Annotated in this window: 15 protein-coding genes; 14 read left to right on the top strand and 1 reads right to left on the bottom strand. The window is 51.2% G+C overall.

All coding sequences use genetic code 11. The annotated features are described in order from the left end of the window. The first annotated feature begins 166 nt into the window (after positions 1–166). The 8 genes from purB to BLV66_RS08535 all read left to right on the top strand — a co-directional run bounded on the left by purB (position 167) and on the right by BLV66_RS08535 (position 7,463). On the top strand, positions 167–1,552 hold the full coding sequence (purB, locus tag BLV66_RS08500; protein ID WP_086985685.1) for an adenylosuccinate lyase: 1,386 nt from the start codon (positions 167–169) through the stop codon (positions 1,550–1,552). Further along, positions 1,549–2,049 (top strand): GNAT family N-acetyltransferase, encoded by a 501-nt coding sequence (locus tag BLV66_RS08505; RefSeq protein WP_086985686.1) that lies wholly within the window; start codon positions 1,549–1,551, stop codon positions 2,047–2,049. The genes purB and BLV66_RS08505 overlap by 4 nt, the downstream gene beginning before the upstream one ends. Positions 2,050–2,064: 15 nt before the next feature. Then, positions 2,065–2,910 carry an amino acid ABC transporter substrate-binding protein gene (locus tag BLV66_RS08510; protein ID WP_086985687.1) on the top strand — a complete coding sequence of 282 codons (846 nt, stop codon included), beginning with the start codon at positions 2,065–2,067 and terminating at the stop codon, positions 2,908–2,910. A gap of 27 nt (positions 2,911–2,937) precedes the next feature. Next, positions 2,938–3,609 carry an amino acid ABC transporter permease gene (locus BLV66_RS08515; RefSeq protein ID WP_086985688.1) on the top strand — a complete coding sequence of 224 codons (672 nt, stop codon included), beginning with the start codon at positions 2,938–2,940 and terminating at the stop codon, positions 3,607–3,609. An 11-nt stretch (positions 3,610–3,620) separates the two neighbouring features. Beyond that, complete coding sequence (locus BLV66_RS08520; protein WP_086985689.1) at positions 3,621–4,364, top strand: amino acid ABC transporter ATP-binding protein; 744 nt, start codon at positions 3,621–3,623, stop codon at positions 4,362–4,364. A gap of 179 nt (positions 4,365–4,543) precedes the next feature. After that, positions 4,544–5,710 (top strand): amidohydrolase, encoded by a 1,167-nt coding sequence (locus BLV66_RS08525; protein WP_281251187.1) that lies wholly within the window; start codon positions 4,544–4,546, stop codon positions 5,708–5,710. Beyond that, on the top strand, positions 5,698–7,059 hold the full coding sequence (locus BLV66_RS08530) for an MmgE/PrpD family protein (RefSeq protein ID WP_086985690.1): 1,362 nt from the start codon (positions 5,698–5,700) through the stop codon (positions 7,057–7,059). The genes BLV66_RS08525 and BLV66_RS08530 overlap by 13 nt, the downstream gene beginning before the upstream one ends. A 194-nt stretch (positions 7,060–7,253) precedes the next feature. Beyond that, complete coding sequence (locus BLV66_RS08535; RefSeq protein ID WP_086985691.1) at positions 7,254–7,463, top strand: YdbC family protein; 210 nt, start codon at positions 7,254–7,256, stop codon at positions 7,461–7,463. Positions 7,464–7,651: 188 nt separating this feature from the next. Here the strand turns inward: BLV66_RS08535 and BLV66_RS08540 are convergent, their stop codons facing one another. Continuing rightward, the gene (locus BLV66_RS08540; RefSeq protein ID WP_086985692.1) at positions 7,652–8,857 is read right to left on the bottom strand and encodes an MFS transporter; all 1,206 of its coding nucleotides are present in this window, start codon (positions 8,855–8,857) and stop codon (positions 7,652–7,654) included. A gap of 189 nt (positions 8,858–9,046) precedes the next feature. Between BLV66_RS08540 and BLV66_RS08545 the strand changes: the two genes are divergently transcribed. The 6 genes from BLV66_RS08545 (at position 9,047) to BLV66_RS08570 (ending at position 15,340) form a co-directional block, all read left to right on the top strand. Beyond that, positions 9,047–9,577 carry an O-acetyl-ADP-ribose deacetylase gene (locus tag BLV66_RS08545; protein WP_086985693.1) on the top strand — a complete coding sequence of 177 codons (531 nt, stop codon included), beginning with the start codon at positions 9,047–9,049 and terminating at the stop codon, positions 9,575–9,577. Between the two features lie 20 nt (positions 9,578–9,597). Beyond that, the gene (locus BLV66_RS08550; RefSeq protein WP_086985694.1) at positions 9,598–9,981 is read left to right on the top strand and encodes a zinc ribbon domain-containing protein; all 384 of its coding nucleotides are present in this window, start codon (positions 9,598–9,600) and stop codon (positions 9,979–9,981) included. 107 nt (positions 9,982–10,088) lie between these two features. Beyond that, a complete protein-coding gene (locus tag BLV66_RS08555; protein ID WP_086985695.1) occupies positions 10,089–10,916 on the top strand; it encodes a DUF975 family protein in 828 nt (275 codons plus the stop codon). A 46-nt stretch (positions 10,917–10,962) separates the two neighbouring features. Next, positions 10,963–11,712: a beta/alpha barrel domain-containing protein gene (locus BLV66_RS08560; RefSeq protein ID WP_086985696.1), complete on the top strand. Its 750-nt coding sequence runs from the start codon at positions 10,963–10,965 to the stop codon at positions 11,710–11,712. A 333-nt stretch (positions 11,713–12,045) separates the two neighbouring features. Beyond that, positions 12,046–12,930, top strand: coding sequence for a KPN_02809 family neutral zinc metallopeptidase (gene ypfJ / locus BLV66_RS08565; protein ID WP_086985697.1), 885 nt, complete (start codon positions 12,046–12,048; stop codon positions 12,928–12,930). Between the two features lie 196 nt (positions 12,931–13,126). Further along, a complete protein-coding gene (locus BLV66_RS08570; RefSeq protein WP_086985698.1) occupies positions 13,127–15,340 on the top strand; it encodes a heavy metal translocating P-type ATPase in 2,214 nt (737 codons plus the stop codon). The last annotated feature ends 116 nt before the right edge of the window (positions 15,341–15,456 follow it).

Consider the following 15,456-nt stretch of genomic DNA (forward strand, 5'->3'; position numbering starts at 1 on the left):
TTCCTATCAAACGTGTTCGGAAATGCGACATATGCCGAGCCACTTTGAAATGGTAAGCTAGCATAAGCTATTTTTTTTCATTTTGAACGGGGAAAATGCTTGAGCAGACCGAAGAAGTCAGGCATAGCATGAAAATGCGGAGATAAGTTGGGGAGGTATCAGACAAATGGCATCACATGTGATAGACATGATCATGATGAGGAATAATTTCGGAACGGAAGCGATGCGTGGGGTCTGGTCGGAGGATAACCGACTTCAGAAGCATCTGGACGTCGAAGCGGCACTGGCATTAGCAGAGGGGGAACTGGGTTTGATCCCCCAAGCTGCGGCCGATACGATCGCTTCGAAAGCGAAGAGTGCATACATCAATCTGGAGGCGCTGGCGGCCAGCGGAGCCAAGCTGAAGCATTCTTTGATGCCGACGATCAATGCCTTACAGGAGTTGAGCGGGACGGACGGCGAATACGTGCATTTCGGCGCGACGACGCAGGATATCGTGGATACGGGGACGATGCTGCAATTGAATGAAGCACACCAGATCTTCATCAGCGAACTGGAGGAAATCGCGCGTGAATTGGCACAGCTTGCGGCTGAATATCGCACGACACCGATGGCCGGAAGATCGCACGGGATGCAGGGATTACCGACGACATTCGGCTTCAAGATGGCAGTCGTGCTCAGCGAAACGCTGCGCCATCTGGATCGATTGAAGGAAGGTGAGGAGCGGATTTTCGTGGGCGGCATCGCCGGAGCGGTCGGAACCTATGCTTCTTTCGGAGAGCAAGGTCCGGCTATCGAAGCCGCCGCATTGACGCGACTGGGTCTGAACACACCGGATATTTGCTGGCAGTCCTCGCGCGATCGAATCGCGGAATACGCCAGCATCATCGGCCTCATCAGCGGAACGCTCGGCAAAGTCGGGAATGAATTTTACAATCTGATGCGGACCGAAATCGATGAAGTCGAAGAGCCGTTCACGCCCGGTAAAATCGGCTCCTCAACGATGCCGCACAAGCGCAACCCGGCGGCATTCGAAGGAATCGCCAGCCTGACGCGCCCAATTTTAGCAAACGTCTCCTTGATCCAACAATCGACGATGGTCGAACACGAGCGCGATGCGATGAGCTGGAGGGGCGAATGGATCGCTTTGCCGGAAATCTGTATTTACCTTTCCTCGCAATTGGCGACCACAAAAGCCGTCTTGAAAGGGTTGGTCGTGAAACCGAAGCATATGCTGCGCAATCTCAACCTGCAAGGCGGCTTGCTGCTGTCGGAACGGGTCATGTTCGTCCTGTCCGAGCAATTGGGAAAACAGACGGCCCACCATCTTATCTATGAACTGTCGATGGCCGCTGTTGAGGAGGAACGTTCCTTCCGCGATGTACTCGTGGAAAACGAAACGGTCCGCCAGCATCTGTCCGAAGACGATATTGATACCTTGCTAGATCCGGAAACCTATCTCGGTTCGGCTCCGCAAAAAGTCGACGAGGTGCTGCAGCGATTCGCAGCAACAGGCCTGGAAAACAGCGCAGAAGGAGCGGATGTACAATGACGCAGACTTTCCGTTTGGCGCAGGAAGCAGATGCGCCTGCACTCGCGGAGCTGCTCCGGCAAGCCTATGTTTCCAATACAGAGCTGGGCATCCACTTCGCCGCGGCGCATGTGGACACGGAAGCAGCGAAAAAACATATAACCAACAATGTCTGCTACCTTTTGGAAGAGGAGGGTAAATTGTTGGGGACGATCTCATTGCGGATGCCTTGGGGACCGAATCCAGGTCCGGCAGGGTTACCGCACATCGGCTGGCTGGCAGTTTCGCCGACCACAGGGAAAAAAGGGATTGGCAGCCGTTTGTTGGATTTCATCGAACAAGACATCGCGCGCGACCAACTGAAATGTCCGGGAATCACTTTGGGCACGGCAGTCGAGCATCCATGGCTGCCGCAGTTGTATGAAAAAAGAGGCTATAAAAAAATCGCAGAGACAGACCTCGGTTTGGGGCATACCACCGCGTATTTCAAAAAAATAATCATAAAATCATTCAGATAAAAGGGGAAATAGAAGATGAAAAAATTGATGGCATTGGCATTTGCAGCAACAGTCGTATTGGCAGGATGCGGAAACGGCACGACAACGGATAGTTCAGCGGACAGCGCTGGAAGCAGTGCAACAAGTTCTCAGGAAGCAAGTTCTTCGACAGCGACGGAAGAAAAAGTGCTGCGGGTCGGAGCGACCGGACAAAGCTATCCAAACGCATACCGCGAAGGCGAAGAGTTGGTCGGTTTCGACGTGGAAGTGATCGAGACCGCGGCTGAAAATTTAGGTTACACAGTTGAGTGGACACTTTCCGACTTCAGCGGCGTGATGGGTCAACTAGAGACGGACAAAATCGATACAGTAGCGAACTTCGTGGCGAAAACAGCGGAACGCGAAGAGAAGTTCCTCTTTTCGGATACCTACGCCTACGCAGGGGCAACGATCGTGACGCACACGGATAACACCGACATCAACACGCTCGATGATCTGAAGGGTGAATCTGTATCGGGCGTCTTGGGCTCAAACAATGTAACGAACCTGCAGAACTTTGACGCGAACGGCGAAATCACAATCCGCACCTATGAAACACGCGACGGCGCGATGAGCGATGTGGTGGCCAAACGTGTAGAAGGCTACGTGAACTCTAAAGCTTCCTTGATCGCGGAAATCGAAAAAAATGATTTGCCGCTGAAATTCGTCGGTGAGCCGTTCGTCTATGAAGACATCGCCTTCCCGTTCACGAAGACAGAGCGCGGAGAAGAACTGCAAGCCGAAATCAACGCTGAAATCGCAGAATTGCGCGAAGACGGCACCCTGAAAAAACTATCCGAAAAATACTTTAGCCAAGAAGACATCACCATAAAAGCAGAATAGAAACACAAAGAAAAGAGTGAAGCACAGATGAATTTTGATTTTGCCTATGTCCTGGAAGTGATCCCTGCGATCATGAAATACGTTCCGTTGACTCTGTTCATGTCGGTCTTGGCGATGGTTGTCGCCATCGTAATCGGGATCCTGTTGGCGGTCATGAAAGAAAGCCAGAGGGCTGTGTTGCGCGGCTTCACGAGCCTCTACTTGTCTTTCTTCCGATCGGTTCCGACATTGGTGCTGCTGTTCATCATTTACTATGGCCTTCCGCAACTGTTCCCCGCTTTGACCGCGATGCAGGCCGTGACAGCAACAGTCATCGGCTTGGGCATCAAACAAGGCGCGTTCTTGGCGGAAATCTTCCGCGCAGCCATCATCTCCGTCAACAAAGGACAGATGGAAGCCGGCCTTTCCGTGGGGATGTCAAAATTCCAGACGGCTTACCGGATCATCCTGCCGCAAGCCGCCGAAAATGCCTTGCCGGGGACAGGAAACACCTTCATCAGCCTGATCAAAGAAACCTCATTGGCGTTCTCACTGGGCGTCACGGAACTCTTTGCCGAAGCCAAAATGATGGCCTCGTCCTCCTACAAATTCCTTGAGAGCTACTTGGCGGTCGCGCTAGTCTATTGGGTACTGATCATCATCTACTCATATCTGCAGCGAGTGTTGGAAGAAAAACTAAGCAAACCGTACCGGACCTAGGAGGAAGTCAGATGATTGAAGTAAAAGGTTTGAAGAAAAAATTTAATGAGTTGACCGTACTGAACGGAATCGATATAGTAGTGGAAAGAGGGCAAGTTCTAGCGATCATCGGGCCTTCCGGTTCCGGTAAATCAACCTTTTTGCGCTGCCTGAATTTTCTTGAGCAGCCGGATGCGGGTCTTATCGAAATCGGCGAGGCCACACTGAATGTCGAGAACTATACTACTAAAGAAGTCCAACAGCTACGCCAACAAACGGCTATGGTCTTCCAGAACTACAACTTGTTCCGGAATAAAACCGTGCTGCAGAATGTGACCGAAGCACTGATCGTCGCCAAAAAAATACCGAAAGCTGAAGCGGAGGCAACCGGCCTGGAGCTGTTGACTAAAGTCGGGCTGAAGGAGAAGGCCGGCAATTATCCAGCGACGCTTTCGGGAGGGCAGCAGCAACGTGTCAGCATCGCAAGGGCCTTGGCGGTCAATCCGCACGCGATCCTATTCGATGAGCCGACCTCTTCATTGGATCCGGAATTGGTTGCTGAAGTGCTTCAGGTGATCAAATCAATCGCCGATCAGCAGACGACAATGATCATCATCACGCACGAAATGGACTTTGCCCGCGAAGTCGCCGATCACGTCATCTTCATGGCGGACGGCAACATCGTGGAACAAGGGCCGCCGGAAAGCCTCTTCGGAAATCCGCAACAAGCCCGCACCAAACAATTCCTCAAACAACTGGGAAACAATGAAAGCTGAACGGGTTGCCCAGCCCTGAAAGAATTTTAGGAAATCGTGCCGTATGAGCATCGTAGAGCGCAATAGGCGCGATTTATCTAAATTTCGAAGGGCTACCCCGTGAAGCTGGACAAGAAAAGCTGAACGGGTTCGCCCAGCCCAGATTTATATAGTGAACCATCGAAAGGAAGAATGATACGATGACTGCAATGCGAACGGAAACACAAACCAAAACAGGACTCTACGAAAAGTTGGTCGCTTATCGGCGTGAATTGCATGCGCACCCGGAACTTTCGGCAAAGGAATTTGCGACGACTGAGCGCATCCGCCGCTGGCTGTCGGAGGAAGGAATCACCATCCTGGATTACCCATTGGAGACCGGTCTGATTGCAGAGGTCGTGGGCGCACTGCCTGGTCCGACCATCGCGCTGCGTGCGGATATCGACGCTTTGCCGGTCAATGAAGCGACCAATCTACCGTTCGCTTCTCAAACGGAAGGGCTCATGCATGCCTGCGGTCATGATTATCATACGGCTTCCATGATTGGAGCGGCAATCCTGCTTCAGAGCAAAAAAGCATCACTGAAAGGCACAGTCCGATTCATCTTCCAGCCTGCTGAAGAGATTGCTCAAGGTGCCAAGTGGGTCGAAGAAGCCGGCGCTCTTAATGGCGTTTCTGCCATCTTCGGCATGCATAACAAGCCGGATCTCCCTGTCGGCACAATCGGCATACGTGAAGGCGGACTGATGGCCAGCGCGGATCGTTTCGAACTGGAAATCCACGGAGTCGGCGGACATGCCGGCATTCCGGACTCGACCATCGATCCAATCGTCATCGCAAGCCAAGTCATCATCGGTCTGCAGACAATCATCAGTAGAAATACAAGTCCATTCCATAATGCAGTCATCAGCATCACACAGATTCACGGCGGTAACTCATGGAACGTCATTCCCGAGAAAGTCTACATGGAGGGGACTGTCCGCGCTTTCCAAAAAGAAGACCGCGAGAAGATCCCAGACTTGATGCGCCGTGCAGCCGAAGGGATCGCGTCCGGTTTCGGAGCAATAGCGGATTTCCGTTGGCACCCATACGTATCCATCGTAGACAATGATGCCCGCTTCAAGGCAATCATGGAAGAGACAGCGGCGGAAAAAGGCTATCGTTTCGTGGAACCGAAACCGGTCGCCGGAGGGGAAGATTTTGCGCATTATCAGACATTGATCCCCGGATTTTTCGTATTCATGGGCGTTGATGGCACGCGCGAATGGCACCATCCTGAATTCAACCTCAAAGAAGAAGCCTTGGCGGTCGCCGCGGATTACTTCTCGGCTTTGGCAATCAAGGTTTTGGATCAATGGGAAAGCTGACAGCAGTCACTGAAATGATGGCGGCGGAGGTTTTGAAGGCGACCCCAATCGACAACGAAGCAGCCTTGCGCGAAGCGAAACGCGGGATACTGGATTATGTGGCCAGCGCTTTTGCTGGCCAGGAGGATGCTGGGACAATCAAACTGTTGCAGGCGATCGAAGCGGAAGGCGGTCATCCCGTCACGCCGCTGATTGGCCAAAATAAACGGGCAAGCCGGGGCCAAGCAGCACTCCTGAATGGATTCATGGGCCATGCGCTAGATTATGACGACGTCCATTCCGATGTCCGCGGCCATCCCAGTTCGGTCATTCTGCCCGTGCTTTTTGCTTTATCTTCAGGTCGGGATATTTCCGGAAAACAATTTCTGAATGCCTATATCATCGGTGTCGAAATCATGGCCAGGCTCGGGCAGGCAATCGGGACTGCTAGCTATCTGAAAGGGTGGCACAATACCTCCTTGCTCGGCGGTGTCGCAGCCACCTTCGCGGGAGCGCAACTGCTCGGATTCACGGCTGCCGATACGCAGAATGCTGTTGGAATCGCCGCCAGTCAGGCTAGCGGCCTGCGGGTGCAGTTTGGTACAGAGATGAAGCCGTTGCATGCCGGCTTGGCTGCGCAGCAAGCGGTCCAGTCAATCGAATGGACCCAGCAGAATTTCCAAGGGACCGATGCGGCACTCGATTCAGAAATCGGATTTTTGCATGTGTACAGCGGGAATGCAACGGATGCAGCAGTACGAGAAGCCTTGACTGAACGATGGGGGGAAACTTGGCGGATAGCCGAGCCCGGACTCTGGTTCAAACGTAATCCGTTCTGTTCAGCCGCTTCCCATGGCGCGGACGCCGCGCTGGAGTTGGCGCAATTGCACTTGAATAGCGCAACTATCCAAAAGGTAGAAATTATTTTTCCGCCCGGCGGCGATGCGGCTTTGATCCACACACGCCCGAAGACCGGCGAACAGGGACGCTTCAGCGTCGAATATGTCGTCGCTTTGGCATTGCTGGGGCAGCCGTTCACGCTCGGAAATTTCGGAACCGCCGCTGTTTCGGCTGAGTCCGAGGAACTGGTGGGGAAAATGTCCAGAAGCTATGACGCAGAGCACAAGCCGGCCGCGCAAGCCATCCCGAAAGGACGCTTTACGATCGTAAGGCTCACGTTGGCTGATGGCGCAGTCCACAGCCGCGAAGTTTGCGTTCCGAAGGGTTCGCCGCAAGCGCCGTTGACGGATGCTGAACTCGAAAGTAAATGGCGCGAGTCCGCACCAAATCAGGAAAAAGCGGAGTGGCTGATGCAGGCGATTCGCGGTCTGGAAAATAGCAACATGAGCGAATTGGAAGGATTTTTATGATATATGCAAAAGAGGAGTCTGGGACATAAAGGTTCAGGCGCCTCTTTTACTTTTTGATTCTGATAACGCATCTTTCAAAAATTCACGGATATTTTAAATGAACCTTCGTTTGCGTTATAATAAAGTGGCAAGTTGCCGATCCGAAAGGCATCTGGGCAGCGAACCTAAACTCCAAAAAAGAAAGGATCTTTCCTATGTCAGACATCACATTTGAAATCGTCGAAGAACTCGGCGTCCTGTCCACATCTGCAAAAGGTTGGACGAAAGAATTGAACCTGGTCAGTTGGAACGGCAGACCACCAAAATACGACATCCGCGAATGGAGTCCAGAACACGAAAAGATGGGCAAAGGACTGACATTTAGCGAAGAAGAAATGGCGGCCCTCGTCAAACTCTTGAAATAACCAGGAAGGCTGAACGGGTTTGCTCAGCTCTGAAAGAATTTTAGAAAATCGTGCTCCGCAACGTTCCCTAAGGTCACCTTAGACTCCCCTGCAACTGAGCATCAAAAGGCTAACCCGTGAAGCTAGAGATCATAAAAAACCAGCTGAACCGTTTTGGCTTCAGCTGGTTTTTTGATTACAGTATTGCATTAAGTGTGGGCCGTTCCATTTCGTCTTCCGCGCCGGTAGAAGAGGAACATCAAGAATGCGGAGAACAGAGCCATTGCGGAACCGAAGTAGAAAGGTACTTGGTTGTTGAAAGTATCATACAACCAGCCTCCAATCAGGCTGGCCGGCAACAACGTCATCCCCAAGATGGCGTTGTAGAGGCCCAGGCCGGTCCCTTTTTTTTCCTTGCCGATGATGTCGGATACCAAGGCTTTTTGGATGCCGTCCGTTGCGGCGCTGTAGAGACCGTAAAAAGCGAACAGGCCGACGATGGCGAATGGGGTAGTGGCCTTTCCGAAACCAAAATAGATCAGCGAGAACATTAGATAGCCGCCGATGATGATCCGCTTGCGGCCAATTTTATCGGACAGTTTCCCGAGTGGAACGGCAAAAGTAACCGAAACCGCGTTAAATACCAGATACATGATCGGAATGAACACATCGCTGACGCCGACGTCGCTGGCTTTGATCAAGAGCAGGGCATCCGTCGAATTTCCTAACGTAAAAAAGAAAACGATGGACAGAAAAAGATAGAAGTCCTTGGGGAAATCCCGGAAGGCCAGTTTTCCGAGCCGCTCCGATTTGGCGCGTCTGGCTTCCTTGACAAAAAAGATAATCGACAGAAGCCCCAAAAAACCCGGGATAGCCGCAAACAGAAACACGCGCCGGTAGTCGCCGGGGAAGGCAGCCAATACGGCAAAGGCAATCAGTGGGCCGACGATGGCGCCACTATTGTCCATCGCTTTATGGAAACCAAAATTCAGCCCGGCATTGTTGTTTTCCTCCGAAGAGCCAGCCACAAGACTGTCCCGGGGAGCTGTTCGAATGCCTTTTCCAACACGTTCAATAAAGCGGATCGACAAGACCTGCAGGGGCGTCGTAACGAAGGCGAAAAGCGGCGAAAGGAGGGCAGTGATGCCGTAACCGATGATCATGAATGGCTTGTTGCGGCCGATTTTGTCGCTCCACCAGCCGGAGAGGGATTTCAGGACGGAAGCAGTGCTTTCGGCGATCCCTTCAATCAGCGAGATTTCCGTTTTTGAAGCACCCAATGTCGTCAGGAATAAAGGTAGGATGCTGTAGACCATCTTTGTCGTTGTGTCCGTCAGGAAACTGGTCAAGCCGACAAAGAAGATATTGCTTTCGACGCCGAGGATACGCTTTTTCTTTTTCTGATTATCCACCATCTCGAGACCCTTCCTTCCGATTATTTCGTCACCTCCATTTAATTCCTTTTTTGGCAAAAAGTCTAGCGGAGCGAACACTTAGACAGATACTTTCCGCGTGATTCGGTCAAATGGATAATCAACCGGAATTTTGGTAAAGTGTACGTGTTGAGATGCCCGGACTGAACAGAATCAGAGGGAGGAATTGGGATGAATAAATTACAGTTCAATCAAACAACGGTGCATGTGGTTAAAGGCGATATCACCCGTTGCGAAGTGGATGCCATTGTTAATGCCGCTAATGAAAGTCTGCTCGGCGGAGGCGGAGTAGACGGTGCCATCCATCGTGCAGCCGGTCCGGAATTGTTGGCTGCCTGCCGCCTTTTGAACGGGTGCCGCACCGGCGAGGCGAAACTCACGCCAGGCTTCCGGCTCAAAGCCGCTCATGTCATCCACACTGTCGGTCCTGTCTGGCGGGGCGGAACGCACGGGGAATCGGAATTGCTCGCCTCGTGCTACCAAAAATCATTGGAGCTGGCGGAAGCCAATGGAATCCGCACGCTTGCCTTTCCGGCGGTCAGCACCGGCATTTACGGTTATCCGCTGGAACAAGCTACCGAAATCGCTGTCGGGACCGTCCAGAAGTACCTGGAAAATCATCCGGGGTCCGACATCTCAGAAATAACCTTTGTCTGCTTTGACGATGCGGCAGTGCACGCATACGAGCAGGCATTTGAATAATTGGAAAGGGGAACTGACTGATGTTTTTATTTTTTGACGTATTGCCGTTCCGCAAGCAACTTGAATACAACCAGACGATCACCTGCAGCCGCTGCGGCCATTTTGGGCGCTATGAGGTCTATCTCGTGGGCAATCGTTTCCGCCTGTTTTTCATCCCGGTCATAACCTTCGGCAAAAAGTATCTTGTCCGCACAACTTGTTGCGATACCTGGTATCTCCTTGATCCGCATGTGGGCAAAGCGATTGAACGGAAAGAAACAATTACGATCCGGGACAGCGATCTGCAAATGTATCAGACCGGTGAGCCAATTGAAAGCAGATGCCCCAACTGCGGTGCCTCCTATCCTCAGGGCGCACATTTTTGCCCGAATTGCGGAGCGAAAGTGGATGGAATGGAACGCTGAAAAATCACTTGGAAAATTAATGAAAGAGGATTATCTGTAAGCGTTACAAATTGTACAATTATGGTATACTATCACTATCGAAAATTGTAAGGGGTGGTCATAATTATATGTTAACGAATAAAGAAATCAGATCCACAGCTAGAGAATATTTACGCGGCAATTATAAAATGGCGGTCATCAACCTGATCCTTATCACGATCGCGAATAGCACCATGCAATCGGTAGTCAGAACACTGACGGGTGAGAGCGCATTGAACATGCAGATGACAGGGGAAACCTTGCCGAATTGGGATTCCATCTTCTCGATGCAATCCTCGCCTTTCCAAACGACCCTGAATGTGGTCCTTTCGATCATCGTAGCGCTGATCATCGGCTCCATGCAGATGGGGAACGAATGGGGGTACCTGGATATGCTGGACGGTACGCCACTTTCATCAGGCCATCTGCTTAAACCATTTGAAAATCAGTTGTTTAAGACGCTTGGCGTTCTGGCGCTGCAGGCATTCTATGTAATTTTATGGTCCGTGTTGCTGATCATACCGGGCATCATGAAGCTTTACGCTCTGGCATTATCGAACTTCATTTACTTCGATAATCCGGATATGAAAACGACGGACATCCTGAGACAAAGCGAATCCTTCATGAAAGGCAAGAAGATGAGACTTTTCCAATTGGATCTGACTTATTTTGTCGTTTACCTGATCCCTGTGGCGTTGTTCTTGGGAGTCGGAATAGCTGCATTCAACATGTATGTAGGAGCGGCAACGGCTGATTCCGATGCGTTATTGTATCAAGCGTTGTTGTTGGTAGGGTTAATGTTGGCGGCGTTCGCCATCTTCGGAATCCTGACATTCATCGTTGAACCGAGAAGGAAAGCTGCGCGCGCGGTCTTCTATTCGGAAGTCCTGAAAGAAGAAAACCTCAGCATCAGCTGATTGACCTATATCTTGTTATCTAAATTTTTAGAGAAGGAGCGAAATAATGGAGCAAAGAATAAAAAGAGAAGCACCAAGCATCACAACCGATTTGCGCAGTGATACAGTGCAAGTCCCTGGCGTAATCCGGAACTGCTCGGGAATCCGGATTTTTGGAAAACGAATCAAATCTCTGATCTTTACGACGGATATTGCTATTATCCTGAATAACGATGCGGATGCCGTCATCGCGGTTTATCCATTTACCCCGCATCCGGCGGTTATCCAAAGCATTGCAAATGTCTCAACTATTCCGATCCTTTCTGGTGTCGGTGGGGGGACGACCCATGGCAAACGTAGCGCCAACATTTCTTTATTTTCGGAAGCGCAGGGTTCATTGGCTGTCGTCGTCAATGCGCCGACCCCAATCGATACCATCAGACAAATCGAGGAAACCGTGGATATTCCAATCGTCTGTACGATCGTGACGGAATACATGGATATCCAGGAACGGTTGGATGCCGGTGTTGATATCCTGAACGTCAGCGGAGGGAAGGATACGGCCTATATCGTGAGCCGGATCCGTGAAAATTTCCCGGATGTTCCGATCATCGCGACGGGTGGCCCAACTGATGAAACGATTCTAGATGCAATCAATGCCGGTGCTAACGCCATCAGCTGGACACCGCCCTCCAATGGTGAGTTGTTCCGCCGCAAGATGGACAAGTACCGCAACAAAGAGCGCGAGCGCTACATGCAGGAGCATCAAGGTTTGACGATCGAAGAAGTCGAAGACCTGGAAGATCACAGAGATTAACCTATTGAAAAAACGAACAAACAGTTGCCGGGACAGTACCAGCAACTGTTTGTTCGTTTTTTTGTATCATGAGACTTTTATTGTTCACAAAAATCCTACAAATCTGAAACCAAGCCACAGTCGAAGACGAATTGCAAGCCAGTCGAGTAGCTCGAATCATCGGATGCCAGTCAACATTCGTCCTTATCAGGTGTATTTTTTTTAAAATAAACGTCGATACTATATAATAAGGGTATCAAATGAAATCGATTTTCGGATTGCAGTAAAAGTCTGGGCGGGGATTGGCAGAACCAGAGCCAGCGATGCGGAAAATAGAATATTGGAGGTATTTCTATGAAATGGAAGGGTGGAAGGCGAAGTTCCAATGTTGAAGACCGACGCGGCAGTGGCGGGTTTTCGACGGGGGGCGGCGGACTGGGCATGAGTGGCATGGCAGGTGGCGGGATTTTTGGGATCATCATCATGATTATCATCGCTCTCTTCGGAGGCGGCGACCTGTTTGGCGGTGGTGGCGGAAGCACACCGACTGAAACGCCACAGACAGGCATCACTGAAACGAGCAACAAGACCGAGGACGAGATGGCTGAATTTGTATCCGTCGTGTTGGCTTATACAGAAGATGCTTGGACACAGGAATTTGCCAACAATAATATGGAATATGTCGAACCGACACTGGTGCTCTTCAGCGGGCAGGTGCAATCTGCTTGCGGTGTGGCTGGTTCCCAAGTCGGACCATTCTACTGTCCGGCCGATCAAAAATTATACATCGACTTGAGTTTTTACGACCAGCTTTCGCAAGAGTACGGCGCGTCCGGAGACTTTGCAATGGCCTATGTCGTTGCACATGAGGTCGGACACCACGTCCAGAACTTGCTGGGTATCATGGATCAGGTGCAGAGTAGTCGTAATCAGTTAAGCGAAACGGAATACAATGAGTTGAATGTTCGTTTGGAACTGCAGGCCGATTACTTGGCCGGCGTCTGGGCAAATTATGTCCAAGAGCAGGGCGTCCTGGAGGCCGGCGACTTCGATGAAGCCTTAACAGCAGCACATGCTGTAGGGGACGATACCTTGCAGAAACAGTACCAAGGCTATGTCGTACCCGACAGCTTCACGCACGGTACCTCCGAGCAACGGATGCGTTGGTTCACGAAAGGTTTCGAAACCGGTAATCTGAGCGGTGGAGATACATTCAATATTGGGTATGATGAACTTTAACTTCTAAATAAATATAGTTGAGCTTGTCGCGTTGCGGCAGGCTTTTTTTGGTATTCAGGGTATTTCTATCCGGTTGACACAATCATCCTGTAGGATTATAATATGACCAACACATGAATGGGTGTTCATATGTAATGCGGAATCATTACGTTTTCGAATATATAATACGAATGCTTAGAGCTAAGGAGAGATAAAGATGTCTGAGAAGGTAAAGCAGATTGAATGGTATCTGGATGAATTGGATTGCGCCAATTGCGCCAGCAAAGTCGAAACCGGCATCGCAAAAATAGAAGGGATCCTTGAGAGCAATGTGAATTTCATGACGAAGACATTGCGGATCGAAATCGAAGAGGATCAAGAGACCGAGATTTTGCCGAAAGTGAAACAAAAACTTAGTGCACTGGAGCCGGATATCCATCCGACTCTGAAAATAAGCGGCACGCCGATTGGAGTGGATGGGTTTCCGATAGGTTTGAACAAGCCAAAAGATGACTCATCCACAAACGTTGACGGACATCACGACCAGGATGGTGCACATGAAAACACGCATGCGCATGGTGAAGGGGATAAGGATGAAATCCGGAAAGCCTTCATCCGCCTGATCGTCGGCTTTGGGATTTTGTTGACGGCGATTTTCGCGCCGGTCAGCGGAACGGTTTCGTTTGCATTGTTTGTGACCGCGTACCTGGTTGCGGGCTATGACATCGTTTGGAGCGCGCTCCTGAACATCAAAAACGGCCAGTTGTTTGACGAAAACTTCCTGATGACGATCGCCACGCTGAGTGCATTCTACATCCAGGAGTATCCGGAAGCGGTGGCGGTCATGCTGTTCTATCAATTGGGTGAACTGTTCCAGGACATCGCGGTCGACAAATCCCGCCGCTCCATCGCCGAACTGATGGACATCCGCCCTGATTACGCAAACGTGAAGACAGCTGTCGGGATCGAAAAAGTGGCTCCGGAAACCGTCAAAATCGGCGACACCATCCTGATCCGGCCCGGCGAAAAAGTGCCGTTGGACGGGAAAGTCGTGAGCGGAACTTCTGCTGTAGACACTTCGGCTCTGACCGGAGAATCGGTTCCGCGTGGCGTCAAAATCGGTGACAGCATTTTGAGCGGCTTCATCAACAAGAACGGCGTCATCGAAGTAGTTGTCGAAAAGCCGTTTGCGGAGTCCACAGTCGTCAAAATTTTAGATTTGGTTCAGAACGCCAGCGGCAGAAAGGCACCTACGGAAAACTTCATCACCAAATTCGCCCGCTACTACACGCCAGTCGTCGTCATCGCTGCCGTTTTGTTGGCGATCGTGCCGCCGCTCGTCTTCCCGGGCGAAAGCTTCAATGAATGGCTGTACCGGGCCAGCATCTTTCTGGTCATCTCGTGTCCTTGCGCTTTGGTCGTTTCGATTCCAGTCGGTTTCTTCGGCGGCATCGGGTCTGCCTCGCGCAAAGGCATCCTTGTCAAAGGGAGCAACTTCCTCGAAGGCCTGAATGATGTCAAAACGGTCGTGATGGACAAGACCGGTACCTTGACGGAAGGCAAGTTCGCCGTAACCCGGATTGAAACTGCCGGCGAGTTGTCGGAGCAGCGTTTGCTGGAACTGGCAGCCTATGCGGAACTACATTCCAGCCACCCGATTGCCGATTCCATCAAGGAAGCTTACGGGAAAACGATAGCTGAAGACCAGATTGCCACCACAAATGATATTCCAGGTCACGGTCTGCAGGTCGTGGTAGATGGGCAAGAAATCCTGGTCGGCAATGACAAAATGATGGCGAAATTCGGCATCATCCATACGCAGGCTCATGAAACCGGTACGGTTGTGTATATCGCTGTGGATAAACACTACGCAGGCTACATCCTGATTGCTGATGCCATCAAAGCTGATGCGAAGGCCACAATCGCCGGCTTGAAGGCGAGAGGCATCCGCACCATCATGCTGACCGGGGATTCCCGTGCGGTAGGTGAAGCGGTCGCCAAAGAACTCGGCATCGATGAAGTCCATGCGGAATTGCTTCCGCAGGACAAAGTGACGAAGCTGGAGGAAGTGTTGGCAAGCAAACGGAAAGGCGAAAAAGTCATCTTCGTGGGCGACGGCATCAACGATACACCGGTGCTTGCCCGTTCCGACATCGGGATGGCGATGGGCGGATTGGGATCCGACGCCGCCATCGAAGCGGCCGATATCGTCATCATGGATGACAAACCATCCAAGATTTTGACCGCAATAACCGTGGCTGAGGAAACACGCAAAATCGTTTGGCAGAACATCATTTTCGCCATGTCAGTCAAAGGGGTGTTCTTGATTCTCGGAGCGTTCGGCATCGCTACGATGTGGGAAGCGGTCTTCGCCGATGTCGGCGTGACCGTTTTGGCCGTGTTGAACAGTATCCGTATCCTGAAAAAATGATTGTTAGTATGTGGGGGCCGCTAGCGGCCCCTATTTTTTGTCAGCTCCGGTGTCCACCGGAGCAACGCGTTGGAAACGGATGTCAGCTCTTATGAGCGTATGGCTCACCGAACGTA

The sequence above is a fragment of the Trichococcus collinsii genome (assembly GCF_900107505.1).
Lineage (GTDB): Bacteria > Bacillota > Bacilli > Lactobacillales > Aerococcaceae > Trichococcus > Trichococcus collinsii.

Excerpts from the sequence above, each read along its gene's own strand:
- BLV66_RS08540 (WP_086985692.1), bottom strand. The coding sequence starts at position 8,857 with ATGGTGGATAATCAGAAAAAGAAAAAGCGTATCCTCGGCGTCGAAAGC.
- BLV66_RS08510 (WP_086985687.1), top strand. The coding sequence starts at position 2,065 with ATGAAAAAATTGATGGCATTGGCATTTGCAGCAACAGTCGTATTGGCA.
- BLV66_RS08505 (WP_086985686.1), top strand. The coding sequence starts at position 1,549 with ATGACGCAGACTTTCCGTTTGGCGCAGGAAGCAGATGCGCCTGCACTC.
- BLV66_RS08560 (WP_086985696.1), top strand. The coding sequence starts at position 10,963 with ATGGAGCAAAGAATAAAAAGAGAAGCACCAAGCATCACAACCGATTTG.
- BLV66_RS08515 (WP_086985688.1), top strand. The coding sequence starts at position 2,938 with ATGAATTTTGATTTTGCCTATGTCCTGGAAGTGATCCCTGCGATCATG.
- BLV66_RS08525 (WP_281251187.1), top strand. The coding sequence starts at position 4,544 with ATGACTGCAATGCGAACGGAAACACAAACCAAAACAGGACTCTACGAA.
- purB (WP_086985685.1), top strand. The coding sequence starts at position 167 with ATGGCATCACATGTGATAGACATGATCATGATGAGGAATAATTTCGGA.
- BLV66_RS08545 (WP_086985693.1), top strand. The coding sequence starts at position 9,047 with ATGAATAAATTACAGTTCAATCAAACAACGGTGCATGTGGTTAAAGGC.
- BLV66_RS08570 (WP_086985698.1), top strand. The coding sequence starts at position 13,127 with ATGTCTGAGAAGGTAAAGCAGATTGAATGGTATCTGGATGAATTGGAT.
- BLV66_RS08555 (WP_086985695.1), top strand. The coding sequence starts at position 10,089 with ATGTTAACGAATAAAGAAATCAGATCCACAGCTAGAGAATATTTACGC.
- ypfJ (WP_086985697.1), top strand. The coding sequence starts at position 12,046 with ATGAAATGGAAGGGTGGAAGGCGAAGTTCCAATGTTGAAGACCGACGC.
- BLV66_RS08535 (WP_086985691.1), top strand. The coding sequence starts at position 7,254 with ATGTCAGACATCACATTTGAAATCGTCGAAGAACTCGGCGTCCTGTCC.
- BLV66_RS08550 (WP_086985694.1), top strand. The coding sequence starts at position 9,598 with ATGTTTTTATTTTTTGACGTATTGCCGTTCCGCAAGCAACTTGAATAC.
- BLV66_RS08530 (WP_086985690.1), top strand. The coding sequence starts at position 5,698 with ATGGGAAAGCTGACAGCAGTCACTGAAATGATGGCGGCGGAGGTTTTG.
- BLV66_RS08520 (WP_086985689.1), top strand. The coding sequence starts at position 3,621 with ATGATTGAAGTAAAAGGTTTGAAGAAAAAATTTAATGAGTTGACCGTA.